The 15,204-nt window shown below is 63.6% G+C and carries 14 protein-coding genes; 7 read left to right on the plus strand and 7 right to left on the minus strand.

The features are described from left to right. Positions 1-148 precede the first annotated feature (148 nt). The 4 genes from glpX to IVB28_RS16630 form a co-directional block, all read right to left on the minus strand. Positions 149-1,150 (minus strand): class II fructose-bisphosphatase, encoded by a 1,002-nt coding sequence (gene glpX, locus IVB28_RS16615; protein ID WP_247527560.1) that lies wholly within the window; start codon positions 1,148-1,150, stop codon positions 149-151. A 162-nt stretch (positions 1,151-1,312) separates the two neighbouring features. Next, complete coding sequence (locus tag IVB28_RS16620) at positions 1,313-2,629, minus strand: homoserine dehydrogenase (RefSeq protein WP_247527561.1); 1,317 nt, start codon at positions 2,627-2,629, stop codon at positions 1,313-1,315. A gap of 29 nt (positions 2,630-2,658) precedes the next feature. Then, on the minus strand, positions 2,659-3,879 hold the full coding sequence (locus IVB28_RS16625; RefSeq protein WP_247527563.1) for an LL-diaminopimelate aminotransferase: 1,221 nt from the start codon (positions 3,877-3,879) through the stop codon (positions 2,659-2,661). A gap of 214 nt (positions 3,880-4,093) precedes the next feature. Then, complete coding sequence (locus IVB28_RS16630) at positions 4,094-4,369, minus strand: hypothetical protein (protein ID WP_247527565.1); 276 nt, start codon at positions 4,367-4,369, stop codon at positions 4,094-4,096. Positions 4,370-4,624: 255 nt separating this feature from the next. On the opposite strand from IVB28_RS16630, the gene phaC reads away from it, so the two are divergent. The 3 genes from phaC (at position 4,625) to IVB28_RS16645 (ending at position 7,860) form a co-directional block, all read left to right on the plus strand. After that, positions 4,625-6,433, plus strand: coding sequence for a class I poly(R)-hydroxyalkanoic acid synthase (gene phaC, locus IVB28_RS16635; RefSeq protein ID WP_247527566.1), 1,809 nt, complete (start codon positions 4,625-4,627; stop codon positions 6,431-6,433). A 63-nt stretch (positions 6,434-6,496) separates the two neighbouring features. Further along, the gene (locus IVB28_RS16640) at positions 6,497-6,895 is read left to right on the plus strand and encodes an MAPEG family protein (RefSeq protein WP_247527569.1); all 399 of its coding nucleotides are present in this window, start codon (positions 6,497-6,499) and stop codon (positions 6,893-6,895) included. 197 nt (positions 6,896-7,092) lie between these two features. Next, complete coding sequence (locus tag IVB28_RS16645) at positions 7,093-7,860, plus strand: outer membrane beta-barrel protein (protein ID WP_247527570.1); 768 nt, start codon at positions 7,093-7,095, stop codon at positions 7,858-7,860. A gap of 134 nt (positions 7,861-7,994) precedes the next feature. Here the strand turns inward: IVB28_RS16645 and argC are convergent, their stop codons facing one another. From argC to IVB28_RS16660, 3 genes are all read right to left on the minus strand, one after another. Next, entirely contained in the window at positions 7,995-8,978 is a 984-nt protein-coding gene (gene argC / locus IVB28_RS16650) for an N-acetyl-gamma-glutamyl-phosphate reductase (protein ID WP_247527571.1), read from the minus strand. Next, complete coding sequence (locus IVB28_RS16655) at positions 8,975-9,640, minus strand: FMN-binding negative transcriptional regulator (RefSeq protein ID WP_247527572.1); 666 nt, start codon at positions 9,638-9,640, stop codon at positions 8,975-8,977. The genes argC and IVB28_RS16655 overlap by 4 nt, the downstream gene beginning before the upstream one ends. 224 nt (positions 9,641-9,864) lie before the next feature. After that, positions 9,865-10,395: a DedA family protein gene (locus IVB28_RS16660; RefSeq protein WP_247527573.1), complete on the minus strand. Its 531-nt coding sequence runs from the start codon at positions 10,393-10,395 to the stop codon at positions 9,865-9,867. Positions 10,396-10,667: 272 nt separating this feature from the next. Between IVB28_RS16660 and parE the strand changes: the two genes are divergently transcribed. The 4 genes from parE to IVB28_RS16680 all read left to right on the plus strand — a co-directional run bounded on the left by parE (position 10,668) and on the right by IVB28_RS16680 (position 15,113). Continuing rightward, positions 10,668-12,710, plus strand: coding sequence for a DNA topoisomerase IV subunit B (gene parE, locus IVB28_RS16665; protein ID WP_247527574.1), 2,043 nt, complete (start codon positions 10,668-10,670; stop codon positions 12,708-12,710). Positions 12,711-13,150: 440 nt separating this feature from the next. Further along, entirely contained in the window at positions 13,151-13,918 is a 768-nt protein-coding gene (locus IVB28_RS16670; RefSeq protein ID WP_247527575.1) for an outer membrane beta-barrel protein, read from the plus strand. A gap of 217 nt (positions 13,919-14,135) precedes the next feature. Then, a complete protein-coding gene (locus tag IVB28_RS16675; RefSeq protein WP_027557870.1) occupies positions 14,136-14,321 on the plus strand; it encodes a hypothetical protein in 186 nt (61 codons plus the stop codon). A gap of 21 nt (positions 14,322-14,342) precedes the next feature. Further along, complete coding sequence (locus IVB28_RS16680; protein WP_247527576.1) at positions 14,343-15,113, plus strand: glucose 1-dehydrogenase; 771 nt, start codon at positions 14,343-14,345, stop codon at positions 15,111-15,113. Positions 15,114-15,204 lie beyond the last annotated feature (91 nt).

A 15,204-nucleotide genomic window follows, 5' to 3' on the forward strand; every position in this document is an offset into this window, starting at 1 on the left:
GTTTCCCCTGTTTATTCTTGTTGTCATTCCGGACGATGCGCAGCATCGAGCCCGGAATCCATTTCGCAGCGGGCTCTGCGACCCCATCGATTCCGGTTCTCCGGACCGCTCGCTTTGCGCGTCCCGTCGCCCCGGAATGACCGACTTCTCAGTCCAAATGAAACTTGGCCAGCTCGCGGTGCTCGGCCTTGATGTAGCGCACGGTGCCGGTGACGGAGCGCATCACCACCGTCTCGGTCTCGATCACGCCGTCCTTGCGGAATTTGACGCCCGAGAGCAGCGAGCCCGTGGTGACGCCGGTGGCGGCGAACAGGCAATCGCCGCGCGCCATATCCTCGATGCCGTAGATCATCTTGGGATCGTTGACGCCCATCTTGGCGGCGCGCTCGCGCTTCTCCTCGGAGTCCAGGATGAGGCGGCACTGCATCTGGCCGCCGATGCAGCGCAGCGCCACGGCCGCGAGCACGCCTTCGGGCGCACCGCCGGTGCCGAGATACATGTCGACGCCGGTATTGTCAGGGTCCGCGCAATGGATCACGCCGGCGACGTCGCCATCGGTGATCAGGCGCACGGCGGCGCCGGTCGAGCGCACGCTCTCGATGATGCTGGCATGGCGCGGACGATCGAGCACGAGAACGGTGATGCCGTCAGGCCTGACGCCCTTGGCCTTGGCGAGACGGCGGACATTGTCGGCCGGTGTCGCATCGAGATCGACGACCCCCTTGTCGTAACCCGGGCCGATCGCGAGCTTCTGCATGTAGACGTCGGGCGCATGCAGCAGCGTGCCGCCGTCGGCCATCGCCATCGTGGCAATCGAGCCCGGCATGTTCTTGGCGCACAGCGTGGTGCCTTCGAGCGGATCGACCGCGATGTCGACCTGCGGGCCGGCGTTCATGCCGACCTTCTCGCCGATGAAGAGCATCGGCGCCTCGTCGCGCTCGCCCTCGCCGATCACGATGGTGCCCTCGATCGGGAGCTTGTTGAGCTCGCGGCGCATCGCATCCACCGCAGCCTGGTCGGCGGCCTTCTCGTTGCCATGCCCGCGCAGCCGCGCCGACGACACCGCCGCCCGCTCCGTCACGCGCACGATCTCCAGCGTGAGAATGCGCTCGAGCAACGCTTGCGGCGGAACTGAAATATGGGTCGACATCGGCTCACTCCTTCAAAACGGTTTTGGACAGAAGTCTCTGCCCACATCAACTCTCAACGCCCACGGTTCGTTCGACGAACCACCTCATTGTTTGAGCATGACCTTTTCGGAAAACCGCTCAACACTTTGCGCTGCGCGGCCCTCCGAGTCCGAGGTCATGCCCTAGTTCTTCTCGATCCGGATCACCTGCGGTCGTCCGCTGATCACCTTGTCCTTTTGCACGGCCGCGAGCGCGCGGCGCACGGCATCCTCATGGGTGGCGTAGGTGATCAGGATGACGGGGACCGGGATCGCCTTTCCGTCCGTCGGGGTAGCGCCGCCATTGGGATGACGCTGCACGATCGACTCGATCGAGATCTTCTGTTCTGCAAGCCGCGTCGCGATCGCAGCCGCGGTGCCGGGGAAATCGCGCGCCAGAAGCCGGATATAATAGCCGCCCTCGTGGCGCTCCATCGGCGCCTTCTTGGTGTCGCGGAGTTGCGAAATCGGCCGGCCGAACGGATTGGGACGGATGCCGCGCGCGACATCGGCGATGTCGGCGACCACGGCGGATGCCGTCGCGGCGCCGCCGGCGCCGGGGCCAACCAGGGTGATCGGCGGAATGCCCTCACCGTCGATCGTGACAGCATTGGTGACACCCATCACCTGCGCGATCGAGGAGGATTTTGGGACCATGGTCGGATGCACGCGCTGCTCGATGCCCTTGTCGGTGCGCACCGCGACGCCGAGCAGCTTGACGCGGTAGCCGAGATCGGACGCCGCGCGCAGATCCTCCGGTGCGATGGATGAGATGCCTTCGACATACACCGCGCTTTGAGCAACTTTCGTGCCGAAAGCCAGGCTGGCGAGGATCGCGAGTTTTTGCGCGGTGTCGTGACCGTCCACATCGAAGGACGGATTGGCCTCGGCATAGCCGAGCCGCTGCGCGTCCTTGAGGCATTCGGCGAAGGACAGCCCCTCCTGCTCCATCCGGGTCAGGATGTAATTGCAGGTGCCGTTGAGGATACCGTAGACGCGGTTGATGCCGGTTCCGGCAAGACCCTCGCGCAACGTCTTGATGACGGGGATCGCGGCGCCGACGGCTGCCTCGTAATTCAGCGCGCCGCCGTGCTTTTCGGCTGATTTGGCGAGCTTGAGACCGTGCTTGGCCAGCAGCGCCTTGTTGGCGGTGACGACCGACTTGCCGGCGTTGAGTGCGGCCTCGACCGCCGACAGCGCAGGATCGCCGGCGCCGCCCATCAACTCGACGAAGCAATCGATGCCGGGATGGGTGGCGAGCGCGATCGGATCCCTGGCCCATTCGACGCTGCGCAGATCGACGCCGCGCTTCTTCGCCTTCGAGCGCGCGGTGACGGCAACGACACGGATGCCGCGGCCGCTACGGCCTGCGAGCACACGGGCCTGCGTTTCAATCAAACGGACCACTTCGGCGCCCACAGTGCCGAGCCCCGCTATGCCCACTTTCAGGGGTGCAACCATGATGTCTTAGAAAACCTGCCGAAGAGAACTTAGCGCCGAGTGGCGAGCGGAACGACGTTGTGCAACGTTTCGATGCCGCTTTCAAGGAAGCGTCGCACGCCGCGCGCGGCCTGCCTGATCCGTTGCTCGTTTTCCACCATGGCGATGCGGACATATCCTTCGCCATGCTCGCCGAATCCGACGCCGGGCGACACCGCGACGCCGGATTTCTCGACCATCAGGGTCGCGAACTGCATGCTGCCGACGCTGCGGAAGGCTTCCGGCAGCGGTACCCAGGCGAACATCGAAGCCTCCGGCGGCGGAATCTCCCAGCCGGCGCGGCCGAACGATTCCACCAGCGCATCACGGCGCTTGCGGTAGGTGTCGCGCATCTCCTTGATGCACTCGTCAGGGCCGTTCAGCGCGGCGGTCGCCGCGACCTGAACCGGCGTGAAAGCGCCATAGTCGAGGTAGGATTTGACGCGAGCGAGCGCCGCGATCACGCGCTCGTTGCCGACCGCGAAGCCCATGCGCCAGCCCGCCATCGAATAGGTCTTCGACATCGACGTGAACTCGACGGTGACATCCATCGCACCCGGCACCTGAAGTACCGAGGGCGGCGGATTGTTCTCGTCGAAATAGACCTCGGCGTAAGCGAGATCGGACAGGATCAGGATCTCGTGCTTCTTCGCGAACGCGACCAGGTCCTTGTAGAAATCGAGGCTCGCGACATAGGCGGTCGGATTGGAAGGATAGCAGACGACGAGCGCGAGCGGCTTCGGGATCGAATGGATGATCGCCCGCTCGGCAGCCTCGAAGAATTGCGGCGTCGGTTCGGAGGGCACCGAGCGGATGACGCCGCCGGCCATCAGGAAGCCGAAGGCGTGAATCGGATAGCTCGGGTTCGGACAGAGGATGACGTCGCCGGGCGCGGTGATCGCCTGGGCAACGTTGGCAAAGCCCTCTTTCGAGCCAAGCGTCGCCACGATCTGGGTGTCCGGGTTGAGCTTCACGCCGAAGCGGCGGGCGTAGTAGCCGGCCTGGGCCTTGCGCAGGCCGTTGATCCCGCGGGAGGCCGAGTAACGGTCGGTGCGCGGCTTGCCCAACGTCTCCTTCAGCTTCTCCAGCACATGCGCCGGGGCCGGCAGGTCCGGATTGCCCATGCCGAGGTCGATGATATCGGCGCCAGCATTCCGCGCGGCCGCCTTGGCCCGGTTGACCTGCTCGAACACGTAAGGCGGAAGGCGGCGGATGCGGTAAAATTCTTCCATGGCTCTCTGGGCTCCGGGCAACCGGTCAGGACAGAATCGACAGGACGGACGACGATTGGGACAGGCATTCAGGATCGCTATGAAAACTACTCAAAATCAAATGCTTAGAGCAATCATCGGCAACGAAGGCTGAAGTCGTTCGCCCTGACTCTGGGCTGAACCGGGATCTTTTAGCACGGCAAGGCGGGGGCGCCAGCGATTACCTTGCGGTGCCTCATTTCGCCTCCTTGCCGGCAACGGCCTGGCGATCGCGCGCGGCGGCGAGCTCAGCCTCGATCTTGGCGCGCTGCTCCAGCGGGATGGTGGCCTGACCGCGATCCGGCGGCAGGTCGTGCACCGGCAGGTAGGTACCCGGCTCCCTGGGATGCGCCTGCGCGTCCGCAGGCGTCATATCGGCGAGCTGGCTCGAGCAGCCGCCCATGGCGAGCGCCGCGATCAGCAGCACGCCGCGGATCGACAGCGTCTTTTGCAGATCCCATAACGCCAACACTTGGGAAACCCCCTACTCGTCCCAAAGCACGGCCCCGGGCAACCTTACCCAAGACCGCGCCCAAGCTCAAACCATTGCTGCCCAAATGGCGCGAGCAGTGAAAACTCCCAATGCCCACCAAGCCGAGCGATGCGGCCCGAATGTGACGGGAACCGAGAAGATTTGTCGCACTGCAACACATCTTCGAGAGTGTTTAACCCCAAACATGCGAGCTTCGCGGTGACGAATACGGAATGAATCGTTACTGTTCTGCTCATGAGTATGGCCACGACCGATACGCCCAAACCCGAGACGAAGTTCGATGCGGAAGCCTTCGCGATGAATGTCGCGCGGGCAATGGAAAGCGGAGGCAAGGCGCTTGCCGCTTACCTCAAGCCGCGCGAGAGCGGCGAAGTGCAGGATCGCCCGCCGGCCGAGCTGACCGAGGTCGTCAAGTCCTTCACCGCTGTCGCCGAATATTGGTTGTCGGATACGTCCCGCTCGTCCGATCTGCAGACCAAGCTCGCCAAGGACTATCTCGACCTCTGGGGCTCGGCGGTGCGCCGCATGGCCGGCCAGGACGCCCCGCCTGCAATCGCGCCCTCCCCGCGCGACAAGCGCTTTGCCGACCCCGAATGGAAATCGAACCAGTTCTTCGATTTCGTGATGCAGCTCTATCTGCTCACGACAAGATTTGCGCAGGAGCTGGTGCGCGACGCCGAGGGGCTCGATCCGCAGACCCGCCGCAAGGCCGAGTTCTATGTCCAGCAGGTCACCAACGCATTGTCGCCCTCCAACTTCGTGCTGACCAACCCGGAAGTGCTGCGCGCGACGCTGGCCAGCAACGGCGAAAATCTCGCGCGCGGTCTGAAGATGCTGGCCGAGGACATCGCAGCCGGCAAGGGCACGCTGAAGATCCGCCAGTCCGATCCGGACAACCTCGTCGTCGGCGTGAACATGGCGACGACGCCGGGCAAGGTGATCTACCAGAATGAGATGATGCAGCTGATCCAGTATGCGCCGACGACGGAGAACGTGCTGCGCACCCCGCTCCTGATCATCCCGCCCTGGATCAACAAGTTCTACATTCTCGATCTCAAGCCGGAGAAATCCTACATCAAATGGTGCGTCGACCAGGGCATCACCGTGTTCGTGATCTCATGGGTCAATCCCGACAAGCGGCTCGGAGCCAAGAGCTGGGAAGACTACATGAAGGAAGGCCCGCTCACGGCGATGGACGTGATCGAGAAGGTCACCGGCGAGATGAAGGTGCACACCGCCGGCTATTGCGTCGGCGGCACCATGCTCGCGACCACGCTGGCCTGGCTCGCCGAGAAGCGCCGCCAGCGCGTGGCGTCCGCAACATTCTTCGCGGCACAGGTCGACTTCACCCATGCCGGTGATTTGCTCGTGTTCGTCGACGAGGAGCAGATCGCATCCGTGGAGCAGGATATGAAGGCGGCGGGCGTGCTTGAAGGCTCGAAGATGGCGATGGCCTTCAACATGCTCCGCTCAAACGATCTGATCTGGTCCTACGTCGTCAGCAACTATCTGAAGGGCCAGCAGCCGAGCGCGTTCGACTTGTTGCACTGGAACTCCGATGCGACGCGGATGACACAGGCAAACCATTCCTATTATCTGCGCAATTGCTATCTGGAAAACCGGCTCTCGACCGGCACGTTGGTACTGGACAACACGTTGCTCGATCTCTCCAAGGTCATGGTGCCCGTCTACAATCTCGCGACCCGCGAGGACCACATCGCGCCGGCAGAATCGGTGCTGTATGGGTCGCAGTTCTTCGGCGGCCCGGTGAGATATGTGTTGTCGGGCTCGGGCCACATCGCCGGCGTGGTCAATCCGCCAGCCTCGAACAAATATCAGTACTGGACCAACGACAACATCAAGGACGTCAACGTCGCGCAGTGGCTGAAGGACGCCGTGGAGCACAAGGGCTCGTGGTGGCCGGACTGGCGCGAATGGCTGCGCGGGATCGATCCGGAGGAAGTCCCGGCGCGCAGCGTCGGCAGCGACGCCCTGCCCCCGATCGAGGACGCGCCCGGCAGCTATGTCAGGGTCCGCGCATAGCGGAATCTTCCGCACTTTTGTATAGACTCGCGCTCAACGCAGCGACGATAGAGGGATCGAACCATGACGCGCGAATTGTTCTGGCTGACACTGACGGTGATCCTGACCGGGATCCTCTGGATTCCCTACACCATCAACCGCTGCCAGGTTCGCGGTCTCAGTGGCGCGATGGCCAACCCGTCGCGCAACGACAAGCCGCAATCGGAATGGGCGAATCGCCTGATGTTCGCGCATGACAATGCCGTCGAGAACCTCGTGCTGTTCGCGCCGCTGGTGCTGATCCTCAACGCGATCGACTATTCCACAAAATGGACCGTGCTCGCCTGCGCCGTCTATTTCTGGTCGCGCGTCGCGCATCTGATCGTCTACGCGCTCGGCGTCCCGATTTTCCGCACACTGGCCTTCACCGTCGGCTTCCTCGCCCAGGCCGTGCTGGCATTGGCGATCTTCAAGGTGCTTTGAACGCGCGTCCAGGGCACGGGGGAGCGATGGCCGCGCTGCAGCACGCTCTGATGCTGCAACCAGCGGTTGGGCCACCCATGAACTGTTGCCGACGGACGACAGTTTGGGAGAATTAGGCAAAGCGCCGCTCTGCCAATACGGAAACTCGCTATCCCCAGCTATATTTGCCCATCTCAATTGATTGATTCGGGGCAGATATGAACTGGAAGATTGCATCCGCGTTTGGCGTCCTCTCGCTGGCCGCCGTCACGACCCAGACCCACGCCGCTGATCTTGCCGCCCGCCCCTACACCAAGGCGCCGCCGATGATCGCCGCGATCTACGATTGGAGCGGCTTCTACATCGGCGCCAATGGCGGCTACGGTTCGTCGCGCAAGTGCTGGGACCAGACGGTCGGCTTCTCCCCTGGCGTCGCCGAAGGCTGCCATGACGCAACTGGCGCCGTCGCCGGCGGCCAGGCCGGTTATCGCTGGCAGAGCAGCGCCTTCGTGTTCGGCCTCGAACTCCAGGGCGACTGGGCCGACCTCTACGGCCGCAATGCCAGCGCCGTGCTCGGCGTCGAGAACCGCACACGCATCAATGCGTTCGGCCTGTTCACCGGCCAGCTCGGCTATGCCTGGAACAACGCGCTGCTATATGTGAAGGGCGGTGCTGCCGTTACCAGCGATCGGTACCGCGGCGCCGGTACGGGCGGTCTGGCCGGGGCCGAGTTCGATCGTGCCGACGAGACCCGCTGGGGTGGCGCGGTCGGCGTTGGCATCGAATACGGCTTTGCTCCGAACTGGTCGGTCGGCCTCGAATACGACCACCTGTTCATGGGCCATCGTGACGTTACGCTGACGTCCAACGGCGCGCTGTTGCCGGCCGGCACGTTCTCGCGCACCGACCGTATCGGTCAGGACGTCGACCTGATCACCGCCCGCATCAACTACCGGTTCGGCGGCCCGCTCATCGCCAAGTACTGAGGTGTTGTGTCCCGGACGCGCGAAGCGCGAGCCGGGATCCAGAAAGCCACAGGCGAGCGGAGCAGGAAAAATGAGCCCCGGCTCTGCAGCGCCTCACTTAAGAAGTGCTGCGCTGCGTCCGGGGCACAAATGCGCTACTGCTCCGGCAACCCAAGCATCAGCCGCATGTTCTGCACGGCGGCGCCGGATGCACCCTTGCCGAGATTGTCGAGGCGGGCGACCAGCACGGCCTGGTGATACTTGTCGCTGGCGAAGACGTAGAGCTCGAGCATGTTGGTCTCGTTGAGCGCTTCCGGCTCGAGCTTGCCGCCCTTGGTCACCTCGTTTTGCAGCGGCATCACCGAGACGTACTTTGAGCTGGCGTAGCGTTCCGCCAACGCGGACTGCAGATCCGCACCGCTGGGCTTGCCCGGCAGCGTGTCGAGCTGGAGCGGCACCGAGACCAGCATGCCCTGCCGGTAGTTCGCGACCGACGGGATGAAGATTGGCCGCCGTGTCAGGTTCGAATAGAGCTGCATTTCCGGCAGATGCTTGTGCTCGAAGCCGAGACCATAGAGCTCGAAGGACGGCGCGCTGCCGTCCTCGAAGCTTGCGATCATCGACTTGCCGCCGCCGGAATAGCCGCTCACCGCGTTTACCGTGACCGGATAGTCAGCCGGCAACAGGCCGGCATCGACGATCGGTCGCAGCAGCGCGATCGCGCCGGTCGGATAGCAGCCGGGGTTGGAGACCTTCCTGGCGGTCTTGATCTTGCCCGCCTGGTCCGGCGTCAGCTCGGCAAAGCCATAGGCCCAGTCGGGCGCGACCCGATAGGCGGTGGAAGCGTCCAGCACTTTCGGCGCCGAACTGCCCATGCTGTCGACCAGCGCGACCGTCTCCCTGGCGGCGTCGTCGGGCAGACAGAGGATGACGAGGTCCACCTCCTCCATCAGCGCCTTCTTGGCCGCGGGATCCTTGCGCTTGTCGTCGGCGATCGTCTTCACGACGACATCGTTCTGGTGCTTGAGCCGCTCGTTGATGCCGAGCCCGGTGGTGCCGGAGCCGCCGTCGACGAAGACGGTTGCGGGTTTTTTCGCCGCGCCGGTGATCGGGGCTTTCGTGGTCTCAGCGAGGCTCATGACGCGCTCCTTTCGAGCTTGTTCGTGTCGTGTTCAAAAATCTGCGGCCTTGCCTGCCGCATCAACTGCGAGATCTGCTTGGCGGAGGCATCACCGGCGCTGAGCGCATTCGCGATCGCCGTATAATCGGCGTCGGATTTGTGCTGGTTGAGCTTGAAGCTGCCTTCGACCTCTTCAACGTTCATCACCAGGCCCACGATCGCTTTCTTCATCGCTTCGAGCCGGCCCGCCGTCATCTTGCCCGCCGTCCACGCCGTCTTCGGCAGCAGCCAGTGCTCGAACTTGTCGCTGAGCGTGTCGATCTGCACCGACAACTCGTCATCCGACAGAAGCCGCACCGGCCCGCTCAGATGCACCGACAGGTAAAGCCAGGTCGGCACCTGGTCCGGCGAGACGTACCAGTCCGGCGATACATAGGCGTCGGGGCCGTTGACCGCGAGCAACCAGAACGCATCACCGCCCGCAAGCTTTAGCAGCGGATTGTGACGCGCGACATGAAACGCGGCCTGCGGCGTCCCATCAGCGGCGTAGGTCAGATAGAACGGCAGCGGGGAAGCGACCGGCTTCTTTCCGTCAAAGGCGCACATGGTGCCGAAGCCGCGCTCTTCGGCGAACTTCAGGCTTGCGGCGCGGTCCTGCTTGAAAAAGGGTGGTGTGTACATCGTGGTCTCCTGCTGGGCCTCCTTGGGGGCCGCCGGATCAGATCGCGCTGACAGGAGAGAGAATGCCGCGGATCGGATCCAGCGGCAAAGACGATGATCTCAAACGCGATCGACCGCCCAAACCGCAAGACTGCGGCGGCGGCGACGGGCGAACAGGATGGTCGCGGCGTTGATCATGGTGCGCGGCTATAAGACGAGATCCGGTTCCCGTCAAGGTTTGGAGGTCAGATCACCCGCCAGATCCATTCCATGGCCTTGGCGATCACGTCCCCGAACAGCAGGAGCGCCGCCGACCAGACCAAGGCCGAGACGAAATTGGCAGCCTGGAAACTCCAGTAAGGCATCTCGAAGATGCCGGCGGCGAGCGGCACCGAGGCGCGCAAGGGACCGAAGAAGCGGCCGATGAAGATGCTGGGCACGCCCCAACTGCGCACGAAGGCTTCGCCCCTGGGCAGGAGTTCCGGATAGCGCGAGAGCGGCCACATCTGGGCAACCTTCTCCTTGTAGCGAAAGCCGAACCAGTAGGAGACCCAGTCACCCAGCGCCGCACCAAGGCCGCCGGCAATCCAGACCGGATAGAAGCTGATGCCGCTCGCTCCGATCAGCGCGCCAATTCCCACCAGCGCGCCCCAGGCCGGGATCAGCAGCGAGATGAAGGCGAGCGATTCTCCGAACGCGAGCAGGAACACGATCGGAGCCGCCCAGGCCTGGTGAACGCGCACGAAATCGGCCAGGGCGTGCGCAAACTGCTCCATCAAAAATAGCCTTCCCGCCCCGTCTCCAGGTGCTGCTCGATGAAAAAGACTGGTAAGCCAAGGACTTGTGTGACATCAAGTCACAAATCCAGGTTCGGCGCGGACCGGCAGGTCAATTTGCCGACAATTGCAGGGCTGCGGCGCAAAATCGCCGGGATTGGCCCCCAACCACACCGCCCGGCTCGCCCTCCGATAACCTTTCCAAGTGAGAAGTGGCATAGTCGGCCTAATCGATTCGCCGCTCATGCGGTCCTCAAAACGCATCAAGATATATGTCCAAGCAGTTGAAACCCAAAGTAAAAGACGACTTTTTCGGCGGCGACGAGCCGAAACCCCGCGCTGCCAAGCCGGCGCCGCGCGCGAGCGGCGGGGAAGCGGACTACACCGCGGCCGACATCGAGGTGCTCGAAGGCCTGGAGCCGGTGCGGCGCCGGCCGGGCATGTATATCGGCGGCACCGATGAGAAGGCGTTGCATCATCTGTTCGCCGAAGTCATCGACAACTCGATGGACGAGGCGCTGGCCGGGCACGCGACCTTCATCGGAGTCGAGCTCAGCGCAGACGGGTTCCTCACCGTCACCGATAATGGCCGCGGCATCCCGATCGATCCTCATCCGAAGTTCCCGAAGAAGTCGGCGCTTGAAGTCATCATGTGCACGCTGCATTCGGGCGGCAAGTTCGACTCCAAGGTCTACGAGACGTCAGGCGGTCTGCACGGCGTCGGCATCTCCGTGGTGAACGCCCTGTCCTCGCGTCTCGAGGTCGAAGTTGCGCGCGGCCAGAAGCTGCACCGCATGATTTTCGAGCGCGGACACCCGAAGGGCAAGCTCGAGGACCTCGGCAAGGTCAACAACCGCCGCGGCACGCGCGTGCGCTTCAAGCCCGACACCGACATCTTCGGCGCCAAGGCTGCGTTCAAGCCGCAGCGCCTGTTCAAGATGACGCGCTCGAAGGCCTATCTGTTCGGCGGCGTCGAGATCCGCTGGAACTGCGCGCCCGACCTGCTCAAGGGCATCGAGGATGTACCGGCCGAAGCGACGTTCCACTTCCCCGGCGGCCTCAAGGACTATCTGGCGGCTGCGATCCACGCCGACACCCTGGTGCATCCCGACATCTTCTCCGGCAAGTCGGGCCGCAACGGCGCGCACGGCGCCTGCGAATGGGCGGTGGCGTGGACCGCGGATGCGGATGGCTTCCTATCCTCCTACACCAACACCGTGCCGACGCCGGATGGCGGTACGCACGAATCCGGTTTGCGCAGCGCGCTCTTGCGCGGCCTGAAGGATCACGCCGAGCGCGTCGGCCAGGGCAAGCGCGCAGCCTCCATCACCTCCGAAGACGTGATGGTGGGAGCGGCCGTGATGCTCTCGGTGTTCGTCCGCGAGCCCGAATTCCAGGGCCAGACCAAGGATCGTCTCGCCACCGCGGAAGCGCAGCGCATCGTCGAGCAGGCGATGAAGGATCCGTTCGACCATTGGCTGTCGGGCAATCCGAACATGGCCAACAGGCTGCTCGACTTCGTGGTCGACCGTGCGGAGGAGCGGCTGCGCCGCCGCCAGGAGAAGGAGACCGCGCGCAAGACGGCGGGCAAGAAGCTGCGCCTGCCCGGCAAGCTCGCCGACTGCACCGACGCCGGCACCGACGGCTCAGAGCTGTTCATCGTCGAGGGTGACTCGGCCGGCGGCAGCGCCAAGCAGGCGCGTGACCGCAAGACGCAAGCCGTGCTGCCGTTGCGCGGAAAGATCCTCAACGTCGCGTCCGCCGGCAAGGACAAGCTGACGGCAAACACGCAGCTCGCCGACCTCGTGCAGGCGATCGGCTGCGGCATGCTCGCGCAGTATCGCGAAGAGGATCTGCGCTACCAGCGCATCATCATCATGACCGACGCCGACGTCGACGGCGCTCACATCGCTTCGCTGCTCATCACCTTCTTCTACCGGCAGATGCCGCGGCTGATCGACGAGGGTCACCTCTTCCTCGCGGTGCCGCCGCTCTACAAGCTGACCAACGGCACGAAGTCGGTCTACGCCCGCGATGACGCGCACAAGGAAGCGCTGATCAAGAGCGAGTTCAACGCCAACGCCAAGGTCGAGGTCAATCGCTTCAAAGGCCTCGGCGAGATGATGCCGGCGCAGCTCAAGGAAACCACCATGGATCCCGCCAAGCGGACCATGCTGAAAGTTGTTCTGCTTGCCGACGACCGCGACACCACGGCCGATTCGGTGGAGCGCCTGATGGGCACCAAGGCCGAGGCGCGCTTCGCCTTCATCTCGGACAAGGCCGAATTTGCCAGCGAAGAGTTGCTGGACGTCTGAAGCGGAAGCCGCAAGCGAAACGCCTGAGCTTCCACCTGCTGGGCGCTTCACGACGGCGCCAGATCTGCTTTCGGCACCGAATTCGGCTCCTAACATCCCAGACGGTGCTGCCGAGACAAAGAATCGGGGCGATTTGGTTGCGCAATTCCGCCTTTGACTGCGCCGCTTCCTGCCTGCAGGTAAATATGGCGGGCTCTCAAGACGGCTGCATCTTGGGCGTGCATTCGAATCGATTGCGTAAGTCGCTGTAGCATCTCTGCTTTTCGGCCGCTACATTGCTCCCTCGCCGCTGTGTCCCCCGTACAACACCGGATCGTTTTCAGTCACCTGTGTCCGCCCGGCAACAGCATTCCAGCAGAATCCGTCTATAGTCCAACCATCGAATTTGACCGGAACGGCGCTCGCGCCCGCTAAACAGAACCTAAACTGGGGATTTGAATATGAACAAGATTCTGATGGCTCTGACGGCAGTCGCCGCGATGACCGGAACGGCCTCGGCTGCTGACATGGCCGCCCGGCCCTACACCAAGGCTCCGGTGGCTGCGGCTCCGGTGGCAAGCTGGACCGGCTGCTACGTCGGTGCCGGCGGCGGCGGCGCGATCACCAAGAACGACCATAATGATTTTGTCGCGGGCTTCGGTGCAGTCGGCCCGAACCTGTCGACCGGCGCTGATGGTTGGTTCGGCACCGTGCAGGTTGGTTGCGACTACCAGTTCAACAACTGGGTTGTTGGTGTGTTCGGCGACTATGACTTCATGGACGTCAAGGGCGACATCTCGACGGCTGGCGTCGTCGGGCCGATCAGCGTTGGATCGCAGAAGCAGGACTACCAGTGGGCGGTCGGCGGTCGCGTCGGCTATCTGGTGCTGCCTCAGTTGCTGACCTACGTTTCGGGCGGCTACACCCAGGCGCACTGGAAGGCGACAACTTTGGCCGGCACCGGTGCCTTCGCGGGTACGACGAGCACTTTGCCCGGCACGACCAAGGGCGGCTGGTTCATTGGAACGGGCGACGAATATGCCCTGACCAACTTCCTGCCCGGCCTGTTCTGGAAGACCGAGTATCGTTACTCGGAATTCGACCGCTCCGACGTCGCGCTTACCGGCTTCTCGGCCGGCCTGTCGGAGACGCAGAAGTTCCGCGAGCACAGCGTGCGCAGCGAGCTGGTCTATCGCTTCAACTGGGGTGGTCCGGCGACGCGCTACTGATCTGATCGTCAGAGAGACTTCAAAAGCCCCGGCCTCGCCGGGGCTTTTTCGTTTCCGGGTTTAGCGTCCGACGGCCTGCTCCAGTCACACTCTTCGCTAAGACATAGCTGCCGACGTTGTACCGGAGCGGAAACTGAGGCTAGTCTGCAGGGAAGTTATCGTGGCCGCAGCATTTCACGCCGCGGCGCGACAGAATCAGACCGACAGGGAGGAATGCATGCGCAGATTTCTGCTTGTCGCAGGCCTGTTTGCCCTCGCCGTCGGGCTGCTCTGGATCGGACAGGGCACGGGCACGGTTCCCTGGCCGCGATCGAGCTTCATGGTCAACCAGCTGCAATGGGCCGGCTATGGCGCCGCCATGGCCGGTTTCGGGCTGGTGCTGATCTGGCAGAGCAACCAATAAAAGAAACCAGGGAATACAAGCATGACATCCAGCCGGTTCGATCTCCGCGGCAAGGTCGCGGTCGTAACAGGAGGCAATGGTGGCATCGGGCTCGGCATGGCGCGCGGCCTTGCCGATGCCGGCGCCGATATCGCCGTCGTCGGACGCAACGAGGCGAAGTCCAAAGCCGCAGTCGAGGATCTCAGGCAGCGCGGCGTCAAGGCGATCGCGGTTTCGACCGACGTTACCGACAAGGCAGCGATCGAGGCCATGATAGCGCGTGTGGTGAAGGATCTCGGCCGCATCGACATTCTCGTCAACAATGCCGGCACGAGCATCCGCAAGCCGCCGCACGAGCTCGAGCTCGACGAGTGGAACAAGGTGATCAACACCAACCTCACCAGCGCCTTCCTGTGCTCGAAACTCGCCTATCCGGCCTTGAAGGCGTCAGGCAACGGCAAGGTGATCAACATCGGCTCGATGATGTCGATCTTCGGCGCGAGCTTCGCCACCGCCTATGCGGCAAGCAAGGGCGGCATCGTGCAGTACACGCGCGCCTGCGCCAATGCCTGGGCCCCCGACAACATCCAGGTCAATGCGATCCTGCCGGGCTGGATCGATACCGACCTCACCCGCGGCGCGCGGCAGCAGGTATCGGGATTGCACGAGCGGGTGCTGGCGCGCACGCCTGCCGGACGCTGGGGCGACATCGACGATTTCGCCGGCATCGCCGTGTTCCTTGCATCGTCCGCGTCGACCTTCGTCACAGGCACCGCAATCCCCGTCGACGGCGGCTTCTCGGTGATGGCCTGAGACGGCCTCGCACCACGCAAAAAAGAAGCCCCGGACCAAGCCGGGGCTTTGAATTTTGGCAGTGCTTTTTTTGATCGTTGGTTGCGTTGCG

It is taken from the genome of Bradyrhizobium sp. 199 (assembly GCF_023073355.1).
In the GTDB taxonomy this organism is placed as follows: Bacteria; Pseudomonadota; Alphaproteobacteria; order Rhizobiales; family Xanthobacteraceae; genus Bradyrhizobium.

Excerpts from the sequence above, each read along its gene's own strand:
- IVB28_RS16625 (WP_247527563.1), bottom strand. The coding sequence starts at position 3,879 with ATGGAAGAATTTTACCGCATCCGCCGCCTTCCGCCTTACGTGTTCGAG.
- phaC (WP_247527566.1), top strand. The coding sequence starts at position 4,625 with ATGAGTATGGCCACGACCGATACGCCCAAACCCGAGACGAAGTTCGAT.
- IVB28_RS16645 (WP_247527570.1), top strand. The coding sequence starts at position 7,093 with ATGAACTGGAAGATTGCATCCGCGTTTGGCGTCCTCTCGCTGGCCGCC.
- IVB28_RS16670 (WP_247527575.1), top strand. The coding sequence starts at position 13,151 with ATGAACAAGATTCTGATGGCTCTGACGGCAGTCGCCGCGATGACCGGA.
- IVB28_RS16675 (WP_027557870.1), top strand. The coding sequence starts at position 14,136 with ATGCGCAGATTTCTGCTTGTCGCAGGCCTGTTTGCCCTCGCCGTCGGG.
- IVB28_RS16620 (WP_247527561.1), bottom strand. The coding sequence starts at position 2,629 with ATGGTTGCACCCCTGAAAGTGGGCATAGCGGGGCTCGGCACTGTGGGC.
- parE (WP_247527574.1), top strand. The coding sequence starts at position 10,668 with ATGTCCAAGCAGTTGAAACCCAAAGTAAAAGACGACTTTTTCGGCGGC.
- IVB28_RS16655 (WP_247527572.1), bottom strand. The coding sequence starts at position 9,640 with ATGTACACACCACCCTTTTTCAAGCAGGACCGCGCCGCAAGCCTGAAG.
- IVB28_RS16640 (WP_247527569.1), top strand. The coding sequence starts at position 6,497 with ATGACGCGCGAATTGTTCTGGCTGACACTGACGGTGATCCTGACCGGG.
- glpX (WP_247527560.1), bottom strand. The coding sequence starts at position 1,150 with ATGTCGACCCATATTTCAGTTCCGCCGCAAGCGTTGCTCGAGCGCATT.
- IVB28_RS16660 (WP_247527573.1), bottom strand. The coding sequence starts at position 10,395 with ATGGAGCAGTTTGCGCACGCCCTGGCCGATTTCGTGCGCGTTCACCAG.
- IVB28_RS16680 (WP_247527576.1), top strand. The coding sequence starts at position 14,343 with ATGACATCCAGCCGGTTCGATCTCCGCGGCAAGGTCGCGGTCGTAACA.
- argC (WP_247527571.1), bottom strand. The coding sequence starts at position 8,978 with ATGAGCCTCGCTGAGACCACGAAAGCCCCGATCACCGGCGCGGCGAAA.